At 54.9% G+C, this 17822-nt stretch carries 15 protein-coding genes and 1 pseudogene; 6 read left to right on the top strand and 10 right to left on the bottom strand.

Annotation, left to right across the window (positions count from 1 at the left end; genetic code table 11):
• Positions 1 to 149: 149 nt before the first annotated feature.
• From AC07VR_RS20285 to gorA, 3 genes are all read right to left on the bottom strand, one after another.
• Positions 150 to 818: a glutathione S-transferase family protein gene (locus AC07VR_RS20285; protein WP_495012331.1), complete on the bottom strand. Its 669-nt coding sequence runs from the start codon at positions 816 to 818 to the stop codon at positions 150 to 152.
• Between the two features lie 301 nt (positions 819 to 1119).
• Positions 1120 to 1743, bottom strand: coding sequence for a ferric reductase-like transmembrane domain-containing protein (locus AC07VR_RS20280; protein WP_495012330.1), 624 nt, complete (start codon positions 1741 to 1743; stop codon positions 1120 to 1122).
• Positions 1744 to 1785: 42 nt separating this feature from the next.
• Positions 1786 to 3147 (bottom strand): glutathione-disulfide reductase, encoded by a 1362-nt coding sequence (gorA, locus tag AC07VR_RS20275; RefSeq protein ID WP_495012329.1) that lies wholly within the window; start codon positions 3145 to 3147, stop codon positions 1786 to 1788.
• Between the two features lie 144 nt (positions 3148 to 3291).
• Here gorA and AC07VR_RS20270 point away from each other — a divergent pair, with 144 nt between their 5' ends.
• Both AC07VR_RS20270 and AC07VR_RS20265 read left to right on the top strand, forming a co-directional pair.
• Entirely contained in the window at positions 3292 to 3765 is a 474-nt protein-coding gene (locus tag AC07VR_RS20270; protein WP_495012328.1) for a hypothetical protein, read from the top strand.
• 98 nt (positions 3766 to 3863) lie between these two features.
• Positions 3864 to 5366, top strand: coding sequence for an aldehyde dehydrogenase family protein (locus tag AC07VR_RS20265; RefSeq protein ID WP_495012327.1), 1503 nt, complete (start codon positions 3864 to 3866; stop codon positions 5364 to 5366).
• Between the two features lie 77 nt (positions 5367 to 5443).
• Here AC07VR_RS20265 and AC07VR_RS20260 read toward each other — a convergent pair.
• The 3 genes and pseudogenes from AC07VR_RS20260 to AC07VR_RS20250 all read right to left on the bottom strand — a co-directional run.
• Positions 5444 to 5560, bottom strand: a pseudogene (locus AC07VR_RS20260) (DUF2790 domain-containing protein); the annotation flags it as partial.
• A gap of 135 nt (positions 5561 to 5695) precedes the next feature.
• Complete coding sequence (locus AC07VR_RS20255; protein WP_495012326.1) at positions 5696 to 6148, bottom strand: DUF417 family protein; 453 nt, start codon at positions 6146 to 6148, stop codon at positions 5696 to 5698.
• Positions 6149 to 6207: 59 nt separating this feature from the next.
• Positions 6208 to 6549 (bottom strand): carboxymuconolactone decarboxylase family protein, encoded by a 342-nt coding sequence (locus AC07VR_RS20250; protein WP_495012325.1) that lies wholly within the window; start codon positions 6547 to 6549, stop codon positions 6208 to 6210.
• A gap of 111 nt (positions 6550 to 6660) precedes the next feature.
• On the opposite strand from AC07VR_RS20250, the gene AC07VR_RS20245 reads away from it, so the two are divergent.
• A complete protein-coding gene (locus AC07VR_RS20245) occupies positions 6661 to 7557 on the top strand; it encodes an AraC family transcriptional regulator (protein ID WP_495012324.1) in 897 nt (298 codons plus the stop codon).
• Positions 7558 to 8500: 943 nt separating this feature from the next.
• Here AC07VR_RS20245 and AC07VR_RS20240 read toward each other — a convergent pair.
• Positions 8501 to 9463 (bottom strand): AraC family transcriptional regulator, encoded by a 963-nt coding sequence (locus tag AC07VR_RS20240; RefSeq protein ID WP_495012323.1) that lies wholly within the window; start codon positions 9461 to 9463, stop codon positions 8501 to 8503.
• Positions 9464 to 9575: 112 nt separating this feature from the next.
• On the opposite strand from AC07VR_RS20240, the gene AC07VR_RS20235 reads away from it, so the two are divergent.
• Positions 9576 to 9941: a nuclear transport factor 2 family protein gene (locus tag AC07VR_RS20235; protein ID WP_494991620.1), complete on the top strand. Its 366-nt coding sequence runs from the start codon at positions 9576 to 9578 to the stop codon at positions 9939 to 9941.
• Between the two features lie 408 nt (positions 9942 to 10349).
• On the opposite strand, the gene AC07VR_RS20230 is transcribed toward AC07VR_RS20235, so the two are convergent.
• From AC07VR_RS20230 to AC07VR_RS20220, 3 genes are all read right to left on the bottom strand, one after another.
• The gene (locus AC07VR_RS20230; RefSeq protein ID WP_495012322.1) at positions 10350 to 14096 is read right to left on the bottom strand and encodes a response regulator; all 3747 of its coding nucleotides are present in this window, start codon (positions 14094 to 14096) and stop codon (positions 10350 to 10352) included.
• 164 nt (positions 14097 to 14260) lie between these two features.
• Positions 14261 to 15181 (bottom strand): GGDEF domain-containing response regulator, encoded by a 921-nt coding sequence (locus AC07VR_RS20225; protein WP_495012321.1) that lies wholly within the window; start codon positions 15179 to 15181, stop codon positions 14261 to 14263.
• A gap of 303 nt (positions 15182 to 15484) precedes the next feature.
• On the bottom strand, positions 15485 to 15589 hold the full coding sequence (locus tag AC07VR_RS20220; RefSeq protein ID WP_495012320.1) for an alcohol dehydrogenase catalytic domain-containing protein: 105 nt from the start codon (positions 15587 to 15589) through the stop codon (positions 15485 to 15487).
• A 57-nt stretch (positions 15590 to 15646) separates the two neighbouring features.
• Here AC07VR_RS20220 and AC07VR_RS20215 point away from each other — a divergent pair, with 57 nt between their 5' ends.
• Together AC07VR_RS20215 and AC07VR_RS20210 are read left to right on the top strand one after the other, a co-directional pair.
• Positions 15647 to 16255: a trimeric intracellular cation channel family protein gene (locus AC07VR_RS20215; protein ID WP_494991623.1), complete on the top strand. Its 609-nt coding sequence runs from the start codon at positions 15647 to 15649 to the stop codon at positions 16253 to 16255.
• A gap of 423 nt (positions 16256 to 16678) precedes the next feature.
• A complete protein-coding gene (locus AC07VR_RS20210) occupies positions 16679 to 17545 on the top strand; it encodes a patatin-like phospholipase family protein (protein ID WP_495012319.1) in 867 nt (288 codons plus the stop codon).
• Positions 17546 to 17822: the final 277 nt, after the last annotated feature.

Below are 17822 nucleotides of genomic sequence, written 5' to 3'. Positions count from 1 at the left end.
CGATTGCTGTTTGAGTTCGACCCGGTGATCGCGTCGATGGAGTTATCTTCCCCTCCTCTCATAAACAGCGGAATGACCAGCAATTACAATCCAGCATTTCATTTCGTGTAATGATCATTTTTTTGCCGAAGCTACTGCCCCACCGACACTCACAACATCAGGTCCATAAAGGCGACTGACGCCGCGCTGTGATAGTTGTTTTTTACGCCGTAACAGGGCGGCTCCGCGCCGTGGCCCCTTGTCCACCAGTCTGCGAAGCCTTTGGTGGCAAATATTTCCTCTGCGTCCGGCGTCATCGATAAGTAAGCACATGCCGGTGCCAGGTACAGGTCGCCGATGCTCAATGCGGGCCCACCCACAAACGGATCGTTGCCTTTGATCTTCATCAACTCGCTGAGCACCAGTTTCGATTTCTCGATGCCTTGAAGGCGAGAGGCGTCGTTCTGCCCGCCAATGAAGTCAGGGAACAGGTAATAACCGAAGACGGCGACCATCGAACCATAACCATAGGAATCGTAGATTGCCTGAGCCATATGGCTCCTGGCGCGGTCCCGAGCAGTTTTGGGTGTCAGTGAAGTCCCAGGCAGAACTTCATCCAGATAGCTCATGATTGCGCTTGTTTCGATCACCCTGAAATCGTCGTGATCGATGACCGGCACTTTCCCGAACGCATTCCGTGCGAGGTGTTCCGGATGATGCGGTTCACCTTTCATCACGTTAACCTGTAACTGATTGAATTCCGCTCCTTTCTCCTTCAGCAGCATTTTCACCGTACGAACGTATGGACTGCCGTCAAAACCGTAGAGAGTAAGGCTCATGACGCTTGCTCCAACATAGATGGACGTTATCGAGCCCCTGGCTTGTAAGCAGTGTTGCGATGCCAGAGGAACCGAGTCTGTAACACATCAAACGAGCTTGTCGGTATACGGGAGCAACGGCGGCATGAAAGCCGCGAGGGAGGTCAACGTCAATTTGACGGTGCTGTAACCGATGTTGATGGTGACGTACACCTAGGCAAGCCCATTCAATGTAGACCAATCCAATGACGAGTGAACGGAGTGTTCACGACCATATTTATCGACATACGCTCTCCCCTGCTTCGCTCAAACCAAATCGATTTCAAGCAAAAGCGCGAGGCTGATTCCGTTTGTTCTTCTGTACGAGCTTACCCACAACCCGAATGGCAATTGCCGAAAACATGATGCTAAACGGCAATACATACCAAGCGCTCAGGGGGACGCGTTTGAAGTTGGAGTAAGCAAAAACTGCTGCTAGCACCCACATGCCGGTGAGGTGCAAGGCCTTCCAGGTCTTGCGACCAATCAGACGTGTGGTGGTCTTGAAGGACGTAATTGTCATCCACAGGATAAACAAATAGCCAAGCGTGCCATGGATGTTGGTGATAGTGCTTCGACCGGGCCAGAACTCGGTGTTCAGCTGACCGTACTCGTAGATCAATACCGCATGCAGCAGGTGAGAGAACGCGAATGCCAGACCAATGAAACGACGCTCGCGCACAAGCGCTTTGGAAAACGGGGACGGTACCAAAACAGCGAATGCAGAGGCGGTAAAAGCCACAAGAAACAGAGCAAACGAGGTGCGCGAGGTGGCGCGGATTGCGCTACGTAGACCTTCAACTAAATCTGGATTCAGCGCCAGTATCAACGCCGTCATCACCAATATCAGCAAACACAGCAGACCGAACAGCGACCAGCCTTCGTAACGAGGTAATTGGACTTTCATAACAACGCTCTTGAAAAAAGTATTTGGATTGGCCGTCTGCTGTCATCTGCCAGAGACAGGTGTACGCAGGGTCACAAATTCTTCTGCCGAGGTCGGGTGCACACCGATGGTTTCATCGAACAGGAGCTTGGTCGCACCCGCTTTCAACGCGATGGCCAGCCCTTGGATGATGTCTCCGGCGTCGGGACCCACCATGTGCGCGCCCAAGACCCGATCAGTAACAGCATCCACCACCAGCTTCATCAACGTCTGCTCAGACGAATCCGTGAGGGTCAGTTTCATCGGCTTAAATCGGCTTTCGAAAACGGTCACATTGTGGCCATTCTCCAGCGCCTGTTCCTCAGTCAGCCCAACGGTTCCGATGTTGGGCTGGCTGAACACAGCAGTGGGAATGTGGCGGTAATCTACTGGACGATATTCTTCAGGTTTGAACAATCGACGAGCGACCGCCATGCCTTCCGCCGTTGCAACAGGGGTCAGTTGCACTCGGCCAATCACATCACCCAACGCCAGGATCGATGGTTCGCGAGTTTCAAAGTTGTCATTGACGTCTATGTAACCCTTTTCATTGAGTTCGACGCGGGTATTTTCCAGGCCCAGATTGTCGAGCATCGGCCGCCGGCCAGTGGCGTAGAAAATGCTGTCGGTCTCCAGTTGACGACCGTCGTTGAGTGTCGCCAGTAGACTACCGTCAGACTGTTTATCGATCTGGACGATATCGGTGTTGAATTCCAATTGCAGTCCGCGCTTGGTCAGCTCCTGCACCAGGTGCGTGCGAACCGCCTTATCAAACCCACGCAGGAATAGATCACCGCGATACAGAAGGCTGGTGTCGGCACCAAGGCCATTGAAGATGCCGGCGAATTCGACGGCGATGTAACCACCGCCCACCACCAGTACTCGCTTGGGCAGTTGCTCCAGAAAGAATGCTTCATTCGAAGTGATGGCATGCTCGCGACCTGGAATATCCGGAATTTGTGGCCAGCCGCCTGTTGCAATCAAAATGCGTTCGGCGCTGAAACGCTGTCCATTGATTTCCACATGATGCGCGTCGGTGAGTCGTGCATGACCTTCGAGTATCGTTACGCCGCTGTTGATCAGCAGTTTGCGATAAATACCATTGAGTCGTTCGATCTCACGGTTCTTGTTGGAGATCAATTTTCCCCAGTCGAATTGTGCCTTGCCGGCAGTCCAACCAAAGCCCTCGGCCTGTTCAAAGTCGTCAGCAAAATGGGACCCGTAGACCAGCAGTTTCTTCGGTACGCAACCGACGTTGACGCACGTACCACCGAGGTAGCGACTCTCGGCAACCGCCACTTTCGCGCCGAACCCTGCGGCAAAACGCGCTGCGCGGACACCGCCGGAACCTGCACCAATCACAAATAAATCAAAGTCGTAGGTCATCTCAATTCTCTGCAAGGTCGCACAACACATGGGCGCCGAATGTCGTTATAGGGGAGAAAAACGAAGCTTCAATGCACGCAAAATTGGGGCGCATAGTTTCAGGACCGACGCCTTGTTCTGATGCGTGCTGGATCTGTGCGTGACATGAGCCGCTCTAGATTCGCTAGCCAGCGCTCCCATCAATTGGGGCAGCAAAAAGCCGCATTCGTATTCGGTAAGGGCCATGGCTGGAGTATCCAACCAAGGGTTACCGTCGCAGGAATGAGCGACATCAATCATGTGGGGACTCCCTGGATGGACACTGCATTAACCCGAAATGGGTCAACTGCTTCTGCGTTCAGTCTCACCATGTATGGGCAATTAGAGAACCTGCAGGGATGTCATGACTTAATTGTGCTGAGTGAAATAATCCAGCGAGGCGTTGTTCTGAACATACTGATCAGGCTTGGCGTCAGCGTCTTATGCGAGGTCATTGATAGTCTCAAAATTCCAAGTCTCCAAAACACCTCCTGGTTCGAGTGCACCGTTGGTTTAGCGGAGGCATCGCAATGTACTGAAAAGCATCTGGTGTCCTTTGAGATGCATGAAGTTAAAATGGAGAATCTTCTGGACACATAGCCAACAGTGTCCTTGGAAAAAAATCAGCTCTCTGCCGAGCTACGGATAAACCCGATCGGTCCCCTTCCCGGCCGTCCACACCATGGTGAAACCGCTTTATGTCTCTTGCGCTCGAACGTCTAGTCGCTGGCACGCCAATCCCTTTCGCGGGTAATCGTGTCTCTGTGGTCAGCCCCGAACTGGCGGCACGCTTCCAGCCCGGAGACCACCTGCTGGTGGAACAGGTCAGCGGCGAGTTGTTGTTGATCCCGGTGGCGGATCAGCAAGCGGCTGCCGTGGCGATCGAGCGCGCCGAAGCGGCGTTCAGCGCCCTGTCGGCGGTCTCGGATCAGGCGATCAGCGGGTTCTTCGATCTGTTTGCCCAACGTCTGGAAACCCCCGATTGCTGGGCCTTGATCGAGGCGGCGAACCTGGCCGACATCCAGCGAGCCAAGGCGCGTGGGCGCTCTACCACACGACTGTTGGCCGATGAGCGCATGCGTCGGGACATGATTGCCGGTCTGCGTGCCTGGCGCGATGCGCCGGCCACCCGTGGCACAGTGGTCAGTTGCGTCGAGCATGACGGCTGGAAAGTCGAGCAAGTGGTCTCGCCGTTGGGCATCGTCGCTTTCGTCTTCGAAGGCCGGCCGAATGTCTTCGCCGATGCCGCCGGTGTGTTGCGCACCGGTAACACCGCAGTGCTGCGCATTGGCAGCGATGCCTTGGGCACGGCGCAAGCCATCGTCACCCACGCGTTGAATCCGGCATTAGTCGACGCCGGGTTGCCAGCCGGCGCAGTGTCGCTGGTGGAAAGCGTCAATCACGCCGCCGGTTGGGCGATGTTCGCCGACCGACGTCTGTCCCTAGCTGTGGCCCGTGGTTCGGGACGTGCCGTCAGTCAGTTGGGCAGCATCGCGCAGCAGGCCGGCACCGCCGTCAGCCTGCACGGCACCGGTGGCGCCTGGCTGATCGCCAACGCCGACGCCGATGCCACGCGCTTTGCCGCTGTGGTGCGCAACTCCCTGGACCGCAAGGTCTGCAACACCCTGAACGTGTGCCTGATCCACCGCGACCGCGCCACCGAACTGGTGCCGCTGTTTCTACAGGCCTTGAAACAGGCTGGAGCCGCACGGGACGAAGGTTGCAAGTTGCACATCGTTGAGGGCAGCGAGTCGTACCTGCCTTACGATTGGAGGACTGCGAAGGTCGACGTCTGCCGCGCCGAAGGTTATCAGACCGAAGCCTTGGCCGAGCCGCTGCCCGAAGATCAATTGGGGCGCGAGTGGGAATGGGAAGAAACCCCGGAAGTCAGCCTGAAAATCGTCGACGACCTGGACAACGCCATCGCCTTGTTCAACCGCTACAGCCCGCAGTTCACCGTGTCGCTGATCAGTGAAGATGGCGCGGCGCATGAGCGCTTCTACAACGCGGTCAACGCGCCTTTTGTCGGCAACGGCATTACCCGTTGGGTCGATGGCCAGTACGCCCTCAACAAGCCGGAACTGGGCCTGTCGAACTGGGAGAGCGGGCGCCTGTTTGCGCGTAGCGCGATTCTCTCGGGCGATGGTGTGTTCACTATTCGCAGCCGCATGACCCAGATCGATCTGGGCGTCAAACGCTAAGTCCCTCCTTCCAGCGACCATCCGACTATGAGGTCGCTGGAAGGACACGGTTATCTATCGCGTGCTGCCAGGGACGCTTAGCCGCCGCTGCACGCCGTTCCCCAGACTTGATACGTTACGGTGTGACGCTCGCCCTGCGAATCGTCATACGTCAGTACCACGGGGACGATTCCGCAGGCATTACTTACATCGGTATGCTGATGGTTCTGGTGATATCAAGGGGCACCCCAGTCCGTGCAACTTCCTCAGCCGTGCTGCCAAGATGCTGCTGGAAACAATGGCAAACGTCAGAGCAATCACCGGTTTCAAAAAGTTTTCCGATAAGCGATTCATGCGCGACTTTCCCGCAGCAGCATACGAGCGGAGTCGGCCATCACGGTAAGAGAGCCGGCCAGCATCAATACGTCTTTGAGCACCAGGCGACCGCCACCGGACAGGTAGGGAAAACTGTGTTGAGCGTCGCCCAGAGCACCCACCCAGGCTTCGGGCGTAGTGATCAGAAAGCTCAGAGTCACCAGCGGCGTACCGAGGGCCAACGCACCACCGAGTAAGCCGGTGCGTCGTGAGATCGGGTTGGACAGCACCAACAAGCCAATCAGGAGTTCGACAATGCCCAACCCGGTCGAAAACCCGTAGGTGTTGTTGCCTGTCTGCCAGGCGCGCTTCTCGACGTTCAGTTCACCTTCAAATGTGGAGTTAGTCTGCTGGTTTTGAGAACGGTGCTTTTGTTCGTCATTCTCAAGTTGTTGCTTGATCGTCTCAACGTGACCTTCCCGTTTCAATGACGTAAAAAAGCCTCGGCACTTTGTAGTGCCGAGGCTGCGGTGGACGCGATGTCAGACTAGTTATTCAGCGTATCAAACGCTTCGAGCGTGCGTAGCGAATAGATGTACGCAGCGCCCGCGTTCATCGAGATAGCCGTGGCCAGGGTCGCCGCCACCTCTTCGCGGCTCGCGCCTGCCTTGATCGCTGCGTTCGTATGTGCGGCGATACAACCATCGCAACGAGTAGTGACAGCGACGGCGATCGAGATCAACTCGCGTGTCTTGTCATCCAGCACATCGTTTTCGGCAGCGGCTTCACCGAGTGCCATGTAGGCTTTGACCATCTTAGGGTTGCTCTTGCCCAGTGCGCCGAAGGCTTTCTGGATGGTTGGCAATAATTCGGACCAGTTATTGAACATAGCGTTAACTCCTGAACAGGTTAAGTGTACTGTTTCGACACACTCAGTTTTCTTCAGTGGCGCAGTTCAGGTTTGTTCAATGGGCTCAGCTTTTATTGCGAAAGACTCAAAATGAATTCAATCGATAAACTCATCAGCTTGGCCAATGTTCGCGGCAGCCTGGATTTGCGCTGCCAATTCGAGGGGGATTGGGCACGGGAGCATGAGCAGGAAGCCCTGGGCAAGGCGCCCTATCACATCGTGCTGGCCGGAGAGTGCCGGGTGGATTTTCCCGATGGCCAACGCGTTCCCATGAAGGCCTGGGACATTTTGCTGCTGCCCAGGGGCGCGCCGCATGTCATGCACAGCCCCGGTAGAACTGTAGCGCCGACCGTGCCGAAAGTTACCGAAGGTGGTGTTGTGCCGATGCATCGTATTGGCGGGGCCAGTCGCGATTTCGACATGCTCTGTGGCGGGTTTCACTTCAATCGCACGTCACTACTATTTGCCGCGCTGCCCGAGTATCTGGTCATTCCGCCCACCGCCAGTGGGCAGCTGCCTGCGCTGGTGGAGATGCTGCGTGGCGAAGCGGATGGCGATCAGGTCTGCTCCAGATTCATGCTCGACGCGCTATCCCAGGCGCTGTTCACCTTGATCCTGCGAGCGCACCTGGCAAGCGATGGCCAGACCACCGGCTCATTGGCCTTGCTCAGCGATAAACGCCTCGGACGCGCCTGGCAGGCGATGCTGGCCGACCCTGCATTCGAGTGGACCGTTGAAGGGCTGGCGGAAATGGCGAGCATGTCCCGAGCAACTTTTCTGCGCGCATTTGTACGTGTGGCTGGCGCATCACCCTGGGTGCTCTTGACTCAGGTCCGCATGGAAATGGCGTTCAACCTGCTGAGCCACTCCCATCTGGGGTTGAGCGATATTGCCGTACAGGTCGGGTACCAGTCGCAGTCGGCCTTCAGCAAGAAATTCAAGGAATTTTACGGGGAGGCACCGGGGAAACTGCGTCGCGGGATTTAGTTTGAGTGTCGGCTCTACACCTTCGCCGAGTCGATCGAAGGTGGGTTACGGGCAGTTTGAAAACGGCAAGCCAAACCCCAGTGAAAAGATCATCAATGGCTGCTTCGCTTGCCATACGAAATTGCCCCCTGCGACGGACTTGATCTTCACGAAATATTCCGAATAGCCGATCCAGCTCGGGAGCGCCTTCACTAGACTGGTGCCAACCGATGCGAGGACTGCTTCAATTTTCAACAGGGGCTTGGGTGCATCGCAACCCCACATGGGTGTGACCGCTAAAAGTTTGCTTTGCGGTTGTATCTAGCCCCCAGCGCGAGTCGCGTTTTAATCCTTAATGCAACGCCATTACTAATCCCCCTCCCGCCCCCCATCGCGGGCTATTTTTTCGGGCTGGGAAACATGAAGTGGCCTCATTGTTCACGGATACCGGCCTGAATGCCCAGTCGATGTTGGCGCTGATTGAAAACTGACCCACCCTGCCAATTGAAAATTGACCCAGGGCGGATTGCTGATTTTTGTCCCAGCAATTGTGGATAAGCTTAGCAGTAGTGTCCTGGTTGAAGACGCATCGGGCCCGACCGCATGCAGGCATGCGGCAGGGTGTTTATGGTGCAGATCAAAACGGTTCATCGTCCTCGATACCATCTTCGTCCTTGCGCTTTCGTTCATCCGCCGGATTTTTCCCAACATTTCCGTGCTGATCACCCTGTGTTCTCCTGCTCGGAAAGTGAGCAGAAGCAGTTGAACACCTGGGTCAGTTTTCAGTCGGCAGAACAACCTCTACTGGGTCAGTTTTGGGGCAGCGGCAACAGCACTGCCATCCTAGAGTGTGAAGGAGGCACTGCGGCAACCCACAAACACCAATTTAGGAGGCACCGAATGACGACATTTCCGACTGGACTCATCTGATTGTCGGCCGAGGCGCATACACCCATCACGGTGTCTACGTTGGCAGGGATCGCGTCGCAACCGACCCAGGCTCGCGCTGACCTGCGGGTGCTTGATTCTGTTGTGCTCGGCGGTACTGGATCGGTGAAACTCCTCGCGCCAACTTGAAGGCACGACTGAACGAAAATTCCGACCTATAGCCAACTTGAGAGGCGATCTCGCCAAGTCGCAGCTCGGTCTCCTCCAACAGTTGCGCGGCAATTCCCATGCGCCAACGCGTCAGATATTGGTGTGGTGGCTCGCCCACCAAGGCGCAGAAGTTGCGGGCAAAAGCAGCACGCGACAAGCGAGCTTCTTTGGCGAGTTCCTCCAAGGTCCATGCATGGTCAGGTGCTTCGTGTATGCGCGCGAGAACCCGTGTCATCTGCGGCGATCGCAAAGCTGAAAACCAGTCGTTTGCCGTTGGAGAAGCCGCATCGGCCCAACTACGCATGAAGTAAACGAACAGGGACGAGAGCAGGTTACGCACCACGATATGGTTGCCGAAGTTCGGTGTCTCCACTTCGTGACGTAGCATGCGCAGTGTATCGCTCAGCGACGAACTGCCAGGCTCCATTCCGGCGCGCAACGACACCGACTGCGGTAACGCCCGCAGTGCTGGAAGCGCCAGGTGCTGATCCACGTTGAATTGACCGCAAATCAGCGTGGTGGCCTTTGGACCGCTGTCGAGGACGCCATCGCGCAGGGCGAGGAAGGATTCGAGCGGCATGACTCGGCCGCGCTTCGAATACACAACTTCATGCGCATGGCCACGCGGGAACATGACCATTTCACCAGCCTGCAGCTCGATGGTTGCCGCGTCTGCTTGGCGGACGAAGGCCCGTCCCTCCGCGACGAAATGAAACATTACGGCTTCGCAAGCTTGCACCGCAAACCCCCATGGCCCCGCCACGCGGGTGCGCGCCAGCACCAAGCCATCGGCTCGAACCGCTTTCAACCAACCATTCAATGCGTCCATCGCCTCATATTAGCAGAATGAGACGAATTGGTATGTGTTAGCGAGTTTTAGACATGGTTCATCTCCTTCGCGACTGATGCAATACAGATCACATCAACCAAAAGGTGAAACCATGAATAGAGATCGCATTCAGGCAGCAATCGACACCATCTACGCGCGTGTCTTCAACCAGGGCGAGTCCGAATTGCTGGCAGGTCTAGTTGCTGGTCCGTATATCCAGCACAACCCGCTGTTTCCGGATGGCACCGATTTCATCGCCGGCTACATCAAGCAGGTTGGGAAAGTGGCGTGCGAAGTTAAGCGTATTGCGATCGACGGCGACCTGGCTTTCATCCACGTGCGCTATCTGGACTGGGGCGGCAAGGAAACCGCAGGCGTGGACATCTTCCGCTTCGATGCCGATGGAAAGATCGTGGAACACTGGGACGTGCTGCAGCCGGTGCCGGAAACGGCCAACAACACGAACACGATGTTCTGAGTGGGGATATGGCGGTGGCGAAGGCCAATCCATATACGGATGACCTTGAACGCAACGCCTCCAATTTCGTTGCTTTCGTTGCCTTGTCACCGCTGTTTTTTATCGAACGCACGGCACTGGTGTAGGGCTGGTGAGGCAGAGTCGATAGCGTTCTGTCGCCCGCAGCGGGCGAGCTTCGAGCTGCCCAAGCGCGCGTCGTATTCGGCGGGCGACCGAAGATTTCTGCTGCGCGAGTGCGCGCGCTCGCCTGCAACCATCGCATGACCACAAAAAGTCCCCTCACAGGGATATTGCATGCAACCCGAGGAACACGTCATGACTAAATCGATAAACTCAGACGACATGAAGTTCATCGAAGTCGATGGTTTGAAAATCCGCTTTCAACGTAGCGAAATAAATGCGGTTTCATTAGATCATTACAGACTGAATGCACGCCGATGCTGTTTGAAAATCCAGCCGCTCCATTGCCGCGTCCAACTCCTTAGCCAGATCGTAACCGAGCTGTAATAGAAGCGACGACCGCAAAGCGCTGTAGAGCTCGCAGGCATCCAAACTCTGTTGCTGGAGCAATAGGTAAAACTCAGTTATTTGGGATGGATCCCAGTTAGCAGAAGCATTCTCATTCGTTTCAGATACTCCCTGTTGTGCAATCCAATGTTTAGCAGCCGTCAGCGTTTCCTCCAGATCCAGCGTGATCACACCAAACAATGCGTCGGCGCGCATCCTGTCGTTATCGTTAATGGCCAATTCGATTTGTAGAGATGTTTCTGCAAAACGCCTGGCTCCTAACGTACCGAGGGTTCCCCGCAGTGTGTGGAACAGGCTCGCCGCATCGCGGCTCCGCCCTTCTTGCCATGCGATACGCGCTTTAGTGATGGGAGCGACGCCGTCCTCTACAGTCCTTTTGATCAATGTAATGAGGGTGTCAAAATAGGTTTTGTCGTTCTTGGCGACGGCGAGTAACGGCCCAACATCGAATTCCGAAAGGTCGTCAATCGAAGGTGCTAAAGTCATTGTTTTTGGCGTCTTTGATGCATGGCTGATAGTCGGCACATGTTGGCGGATGGTGCTCAGCATCTGCTTGACGTCAATGGGTTTGGCGATAAAACCATCCATACCAGCGGTTACACACTGCTCACGCTCAGACTCAAATACCCCCGCAGTCATGGCTAATATCGGCAATGTCAGTCGCAACTCATTGCGGATAACTCGGGTGGCGGAAAAACCATCCATGACTGGCATTTGCACATCCATTAGCACTACTTGATAACGCTGCGGATCGGCACGCAATCTGTCGACAGCCTGCTGACCATCGCCGGCGACCTCCACAATCGCGCCAGCTTGTTCCAGTATGTTCGTTGCCACGAACTGATTCAGGGGATTGTCCTCCACCAGCAGTAGGAGCACGCCATCCAATTGCAGACTTGAAGATAAGCTCTCGCTTTTGAATTGGACGGACACCTGGGGATCTATTCGCGCTGCCAGCGCTTGATGCAGCGTATCGAACAGATTTGAACTGGTAACGGGCTTGATCAAGACTGCATCGATCTCCGCCGACGAAGGCTCTTGCATGAGCTTACCCTGATCAAATGCATTGACCATTATGATAATCGGCTGCGTATACGTAGGCAGTATCCTCCGGATCCCCTGCATGGTTTCGAGCCCATTCAAGCCCGGCATCTGCCAGTCTACTATCACCGCGTCATAGAGCTCACCACGCCGTTCAAGCACGCGCACCTGCTCTACCGCCTGCTCGCCTGACGCCACCCCGTCGGCTTGCCAGTTCCAACCAAAAATCGTTTTGCACAAATACTCACGACTGGTCACGTTGTCATCGACAACCAAAATGCGTAAGTCACCCAAGGTATTTTGTGGATGTTGTATGTGTTCAATGGAGCTTTTTTGTCGAAGTGGAATAGTTACCTGGAACTCACTGCCGACGCCGACGGAACTCTCCATCGTGATGGTTCCCGCCATTAAGGAAACCAAACGCTTCGAAATAGCCAGCCCAAGGCCAGTGCCGCCAAAGCGACGGGTGATGGAGGTATCTGCCTGGGAAAACGGTGAAAATAAACGCGCTTGTTGTTCGTTCGTCATACCAATGCCGGTATCACGCACCCGGAAGCACATGTTGACGATGTCCTCTTCGCTCCCCACCCGCTGCACGAGCACAACAACTTCCCCACGCTCAGTGAACTTAATAGCGTTACCCACCAGGTTGACCAGCACTTGCTGTAACCGTAGTGCATCACCGATAAAAGCTTGCGGTACATCCGGCTCGACGCCGATCACCAACTCCAAATCCTTGTTGACGGCATTGATGGACATAATGGTCGCTAGTGCGTTGAGTACATCGCACAACTGGAACGGAATGGGGACAATCTCTAAGTGACCGGCCTCAATTTTGGAAAAATCCAGAATGTCATTCAAAATTTCAAGCAAGGACTCCCCAGCACCTCGCAGCATTTGCAGGTATTTATTTTGGTCGGTGGATAAAGACGTATTAGCCAGAAGGTGCGTTATGCCCAACACGGCATTCATCGGCGTGCGAATTTCATGACTCATATTGGCAACAAACTCACTCTTCGCTTGACTGGCGACTTCAGCACGATCCTTGGCGATCAGTAACTGGGCAGTACGCTCAGCGACCTGCTGCTCTAGATTGGCGTTTAGCGAGAGAATCCGAGACTCGTTGGCCTTTTCTTGGCTGATATCACGAATTGTTTGCGCAACGGCTGTCACTTTACCGTCAGCCTCACGGACGGGTGAAACAGCGATAGAGACGTCCACGGTCGTACCATCGCGTCGGCGTCGTGTTGTAGCAAAATGGGGGACTGCTTCTCCGCGCTCAATGGCTGCCGTCAGGCGCACCTGTTCCGCTATCAGCTCCGGCGAGCCAATCAACTTTGCTAACGAGCGGCCCACTGCTTCGTCTTCACTGTAGCCAAACATGCGCTCTGAGGCCTCGTTCCAACTGAGCACAAAGCCTTGCGGTGTTGTACCAACGATGGCATCGCTAGAGCTGGCGACAATGGCAGCAAGGCGGCTTTGCTCCATCATTACTTGCAACTGACGTCGCGTACTGACTCCATACAGGTAAAGAAAGCCGGCAGCGATGCCGGAAATGACCAGCATCGTAAACAGGGTGATCTGTCTCGAACTGGCCACACTTTCGATGACCGCTGTGTCGCTGACAGCAATAAATACTGTCAGGTGGCGCTCCGAACCCTCACCGCTCAGCATCTCGTCATGCCGCACAACATGCAGCAAGCTTCCCGCCTGGCTTCTCCAATTTTGGACAGGGCCTTTCTCGCCAGGAGCAGACTGGCTCACAGCCTTAAATTCATCCTCCCATCGATAGCGCTTACCCAGATCAAAACCAAAGGCGCGAGCTGAGTCGGGGTGCAGCAGAAAGTCCCCTTCCTGATTGACGATGTAAGCAGAATAGTTATCAGGCAACCGCTCTCCCACCTGGGACAATATGGCGTTGCTGTCGATATTGAGTACCACGATACCGAATAGGCTGCCGTCGTCGGCATAGATGGGGGTTGCCACCCGTACCGTTGGTACGATGGGTAGTTCCAGCTTGCCACGCTCACGATTGAGGTTGAAGTCTGAGGTATAAACCTGCCCTTGGCGCAGTTTACCGGTGGCTTGGAAATAATCGCGGTCGCCCTTGAACTGCAACTGATCGGCGGGAGTCACCAACACAGCTCCAGCCTTGTGTTCAACACGCACCAACTCCTTGCCATTATTCGCTACGCCAATCAGCCTTGCCTGCAAGTAGTGCGGGTTGGTTTCGAGGTATGCGCTGTAGAGTTGTTCGAGCCGGTGTGTCCAAACCTCATAGCTGTCGCTTTCTTTGGCGTCAATACCTCCGGCAAGGGAAGCACGAACCATTCCCGACACCGCAGGAACCTTGGATAGAAACAAAACATCGTTGTGCAAGTCTGCAATCCGATGTTGCAACTGCCCAAAGCGCACTTTGGCAATTCTGACCACTTCTGCATCAAGTTCCGAGGTGGCTTTTTGCCGAGTCCGATAGTCAGAGACCAGTACCACCAATGTGGTTGTCAGGCATAACACAAACAGCAGGCAAGGCCATACAAACCACACGTCTGCAAAAAAAATGGACGTTCTCTTCTTGGTCTGCAAGCTGCTGCTCCTTGGTTAACCATCAAGCTAAGCACTTTCTAGGTATATCTCTAAGCCCCTCACTGGATACCCAAGGGGCCATTGCACTAAGCCCGCCCCCGTAGAATGTAGCTCAGCCAGATACGAAGCTATTGCCGCTGACGACTACCCGCCAGCGTTTCGAATCACTTCGGCGTACTCATCACCGCACGATTTCGCCCAGCTGACTTTGCTTGGTATAGCGCCTGGTCAGTTGCTGCAATCAGTTGCTGCATAGAATCGCTCTGATTAGGCACAATGGAGGCTAAACCAGCACTGATCGTAACGCTGCTGGCGGTTGCTGAGGACTGATGTTCGAGGTTTAAACTACGAACCTGTTTACAGATCCACTCCCCGTGCTTTTGTAGATCATATGTTCCCGTGTGCGGCAGGATGACCACGAACTCTTCACCGCCATAGCGTGCGACGACTTCACCTGGTCGTCTCGTGGTAGCACCAATGGCAGCCGACACACGCTTCAAGCACTCATCGCCACCCTGATGACCATAATGATCGTTGTAAGCCTTGAAGTGATCGATATCGATAAGCATTAGGCCTAAAGGCATTTTCTGCCGTCGGTGCCGCTCGAACTCTAATGCGAGTGTTTCATCAAAAAAGCGTCGATTATATAGCCCCGTTAGACCATCCCGATTCGCCAGTTGAAGCAAGAAATGATTGTGCTGTTGCAGTCGAAGGTGCGTCTGAACACGTGCGCGCACGACCGGAGGATTGAACGGTTTAGTGATGTAATCCACTGCACCAGAAGCCAACGCTGCGACTTCACTTTCCACCCCCGTATGTGCCGTAATAACAATGACAGCACAGCCAGAGGTGCTTGGGTCTCCTTTCAGCGCCGCGCAGACTTCATAGCCACTCATACCGGGCATTTCCACATCGAGCAGGATCAGTTGCGGTTTTCGCTCATGGGCCAGACGAATACCGGTTTCGCCGCTGGTGGCGAACAGTATTTGGCCTTGATCTTTGAGCATGCCGCTCAACAGACGAATCGTATCGACGCTGTCGTCAACAATCAGTATCAGGTTCTGCTCGGCAAAAAGATCTGACATCGATTCATCCCTATCGTAATCATCGTTTGCCGTAATGGCGTCACGCCCCCTTCATCATGTAGGCACGCTGAGTGCCATTGCCATCAACACGTCTTCCGCCGACGTGGTGTATGGGGTCACTGCAAGGCTATCGTTAAGAAGCAGCGCTTGCCGCGATTCACAGTTCCAACGAATTTACTGATACTGGGGGAAGCCTTCGATGTCGCAGAAGAGCTGCGTTGTACCGATAAGCAGCAGTTCCCCTCCCTTCCCAAAAATCTATCAGCCCAGTCTGCTGCACTAGCCTAGTACAAAAAAACACGCTTAGGCGACGCGATCCCCTACTCGCACATTGCTGACACCTGCACCAACAGCGGCGACATGCCCCGCGCCTTCCAACCCAGGTGCCCGAAAAAGCGATTTCCCCATCTTGGGCTACTGTCTCAACATAGTTGGGCGATTGGTAACCCGATGAAGGAACACAGGATGCTTTATTTTCAGGAAATGCTAGGCATTGCCGTATTTTCAATAACCGGTGTGCTGGCTATCCAAAAAGCCGATGTCGATTTGTTCGGTGCTGTGGTGCTCGGCATCATCACCGCTATTGGTGGTGGCACCCTACGAGATCTGCTGCTGGGTCTACCGATCTTCTGGATTGCCGATTTCAATTACATTTGGGCCGCCTTGTTTGCTGCGCTGTTGGCGTTTTTTCTGACTAAAAGATTACAACGACGTTATCGCCTGCTGCTCTATCTCGATGGTTTGGCCGCTGCACTGTTCGGCCTGGCTGCTACTGAGAAAGTATTGGCATTCCACCTTGCCGCGCCTTTGGCAGTGATGATGGGCGTGCTGACCAGCATTGGAGGCGGCATAGCACGCGATGTCCTGGCCGGAAGAGTCTCATTGTTGATGTCACGTGAGATATATGCCACGCCAATCCTGCTGGGATGCACCCTGTATGTTGTGTTGCGCAACATATTCCCGTCGGTCTGGATCGCCGGTTGGATTGCTTTGATTTTCACCTTCGGCCTGAGGTTTTTGGCCATTTACAGGCATCTTCAAATGCCAGCGATTTTCTCTACCAAGCAGGGATAATTCGTCCGGGGTGACGGCCGTGTCGGATCTATTGAAACCTGGCAGCGCTGTGGCACTGATCCAGTTGAGCTATCGAGTGCCTCGGGGCATGAACAGTAGAGCTTCTGTTAAATGCGATCTGAGTGAGTTCAACCATTCCTCACTCGCAACACTGACGCCATTTTCCATATCGTGGTGTGTCTCTAAGATAGCGCACCACAAAGTCAGCCTTAAGCGTCTCGCTCCAAGGCATCCAGCAACCCAAAAAACTCCAGCGAAAGCTTATGGTTAGGGGCCAAATGGACAATAGGTACTGAAACGTTGTGAGATACGCGCATCTTGACGGAGCTGCTCAGGTGTCTCGATCATGTGGCGAGCACCCGGAAGTAACCCCGACCCGCCAGCTACACTAATTCGATACATTTCTGCACAGAGACTTCGACCATGGCTACCAATACCGCAATCGTATTCGCTGGCGGCGGCAGCTTGGGTGCTGTCCAAGTGGGTATGTTGCGGGCCTTGGTCGAGGCCAACGTTCGATGCGACATGGTGGTGGGCGCTTCGGTGGGCGCCATCAACGGTGCCTATTTTGCCGCAAGACCCGATTCCGAAGGCGTCGAGGCGCTCGCCAATTTCTGGCGGGGCCTACGTAAAACGGACATCTTTCCCCTGTCCTGGCTCGATACCTGTAGAGGACTGATCAAACGGCGTGGTTTTCTGTTGCAGCCGGCGGCCTTGAATCGACTGCTGGATCAGGCACTGCCCATTCATCGCATTGAGGATGCGGTGCTGCCCCTACACATCGTCACCACCGACCTGCTCAGTGGTGCCGAGACGGTTCTGTCCAGTGGCGAACTTGAGCAGGCGTTACTGGCCAGCGCTGCCATCCCGTTGGTGTTCCCCTGCGTACAAATCGCCGATCAGTTCCTGGTTGACGGCGGCGTGGCAAGCAATACACCTATTTCGACTGCCGTAGCCTTGGGAGCCACCAACGTCGTGGTAATTCCCACCGGGGTGAGTTGCGCCCTAACACAACCGCCCCGAGGCCTGGTCGCCTTAGCCCTGCACACCGTCAATCTGATGAGCATGCGCCAACTGGTGAGCGACATCGAACACTTCCGCACTCTCACCAGCCTGCACATCGTCCCGCCCTTGTGCCCTGTGGATGTCTCGGTGTTCAACTTTGACCAGACCGAGTCTTTGCTGCAGCGCGCCTATGAGCAGACCCTCCGGTGGCTGGAACGTGGGGGGCTCGAACGCACCAAGGTACCTGGTGCCCTGACCATCCATTCACATGCCCATGAGCATTGAGTCTCCGCTGAACTAAGCGCCACACCTGAGATTCGAGTGTAGCGAGCACCATCCGCAGCAGCCCAAAAAGGCAATGGATATGCGCAAAAGCTTGGGATAAAGGACGGCCTAGCAGCGCCGAGGATAAATAAGGAATGCCATAGACCTCTTCGGTCACTCAGCAACATAGAGCGGAGCGGCAGAGACCTCCGCCGAGCCGGCAATATAAACTGGGCACATTGAGATTGTGTTTCCGTCTGGAAGGGCGGGGAAGACAAATAATCACTCCTCTCCCCCA

The sequence above is a fragment of the Pseudomonas sp. GW821-FHT02H09 genome (assembly GCF_059421425.1).
The sequence above is the reverse complement of the archived record's forward strand: the minus strand, read 5'-3'. Positions and strand labels throughout refer to the sequence as shown.

Coding starts and splice junctions, on each gene's coding strand:
- AC07VR_RS20220 (WP_495012320.1), bottom strand. CDS start 15,589: ATGGGGAAATCGCTTTTTCGGGCACCTGGGTTGGAAGGCGCGGGGCAT.
- AC07VR_RS20250 (WP_495012325.1), bottom strand. CDS start 6,549: ATGTTCAATAACTGGTCCGAATTATTGCCAACCATCCAGAAAGCCTTC.
- AC07VR_RS20235 (WP_494991620.1), top strand. CDS start 9,576: ATGAATAGAGATCGCATTCAGGCAGCAATCGACACCATCTACGCGCGT.
- AC07VR_RS20270 (WP_495012328.1), top strand. CDS start 3,292: ATGAGCCGCTCTAGATTCGCTAGCCAGCGCTCCCATCAATTGGGGCAG.
- AC07VR_RS20285 (WP_495012331.1), bottom strand. CDS start 818: ATGAGCCTTACTCTCTACGGTTTTGACGGCAGTCCATACGTTCGTACG.
- AC07VR_RS20215 (WP_494991623.1), top strand. CDS start 15,647: ATGCTTTATTTTCAGGAAATGCTAGGCATTGCCGTATTTTCAATAACC.
- AC07VR_RS20210 (WP_495012319.1), top strand. CDS start 16,679: ATGGCTACCAATACCGCAATCGTATTCGCTGGCGGCGGCAGCTTGGGT.
- AC07VR_RS20245 (WP_495012324.1), top strand. CDS start 6,661: ATGAATTCAATCGATAAACTCATCAGCTTGGCCAATGTTCGCGGCAGC.
- AC07VR_RS20225 (WP_495012321.1), bottom strand. CDS start 15,181: ATGTCAGATCTTTTTGCCGAGCAGAACCTGATACTGATTGTTGACGAC.
- gorA (WP_495012329.1), bottom strand. CDS start 3,147: ATGACCTACGACTTTGATTTATTTGTGATTGGTGCAGGTTCCGGCGGT.
- AC07VR_RS20240 (WP_495012323.1), bottom strand. CDS start 9,463: ATGGACGCATTGAATGGTTGGTTGAAAGCGGTTCGAGCCGATGGCTTG.
- AC07VR_RS20265 (WP_495012327.1), top strand. CDS start 3,864: ATGTCTCTTGCGCTCGAACGTCTAGTCGCTGGCACGCCAATCCCTTTC.
- AC07VR_RS20280 (WP_495012330.1), bottom strand. CDS start 1,743: ATGAAAGTCCAATTACCTCGTTACGAAGGCTGGTCGCTGTTCGGTCTG.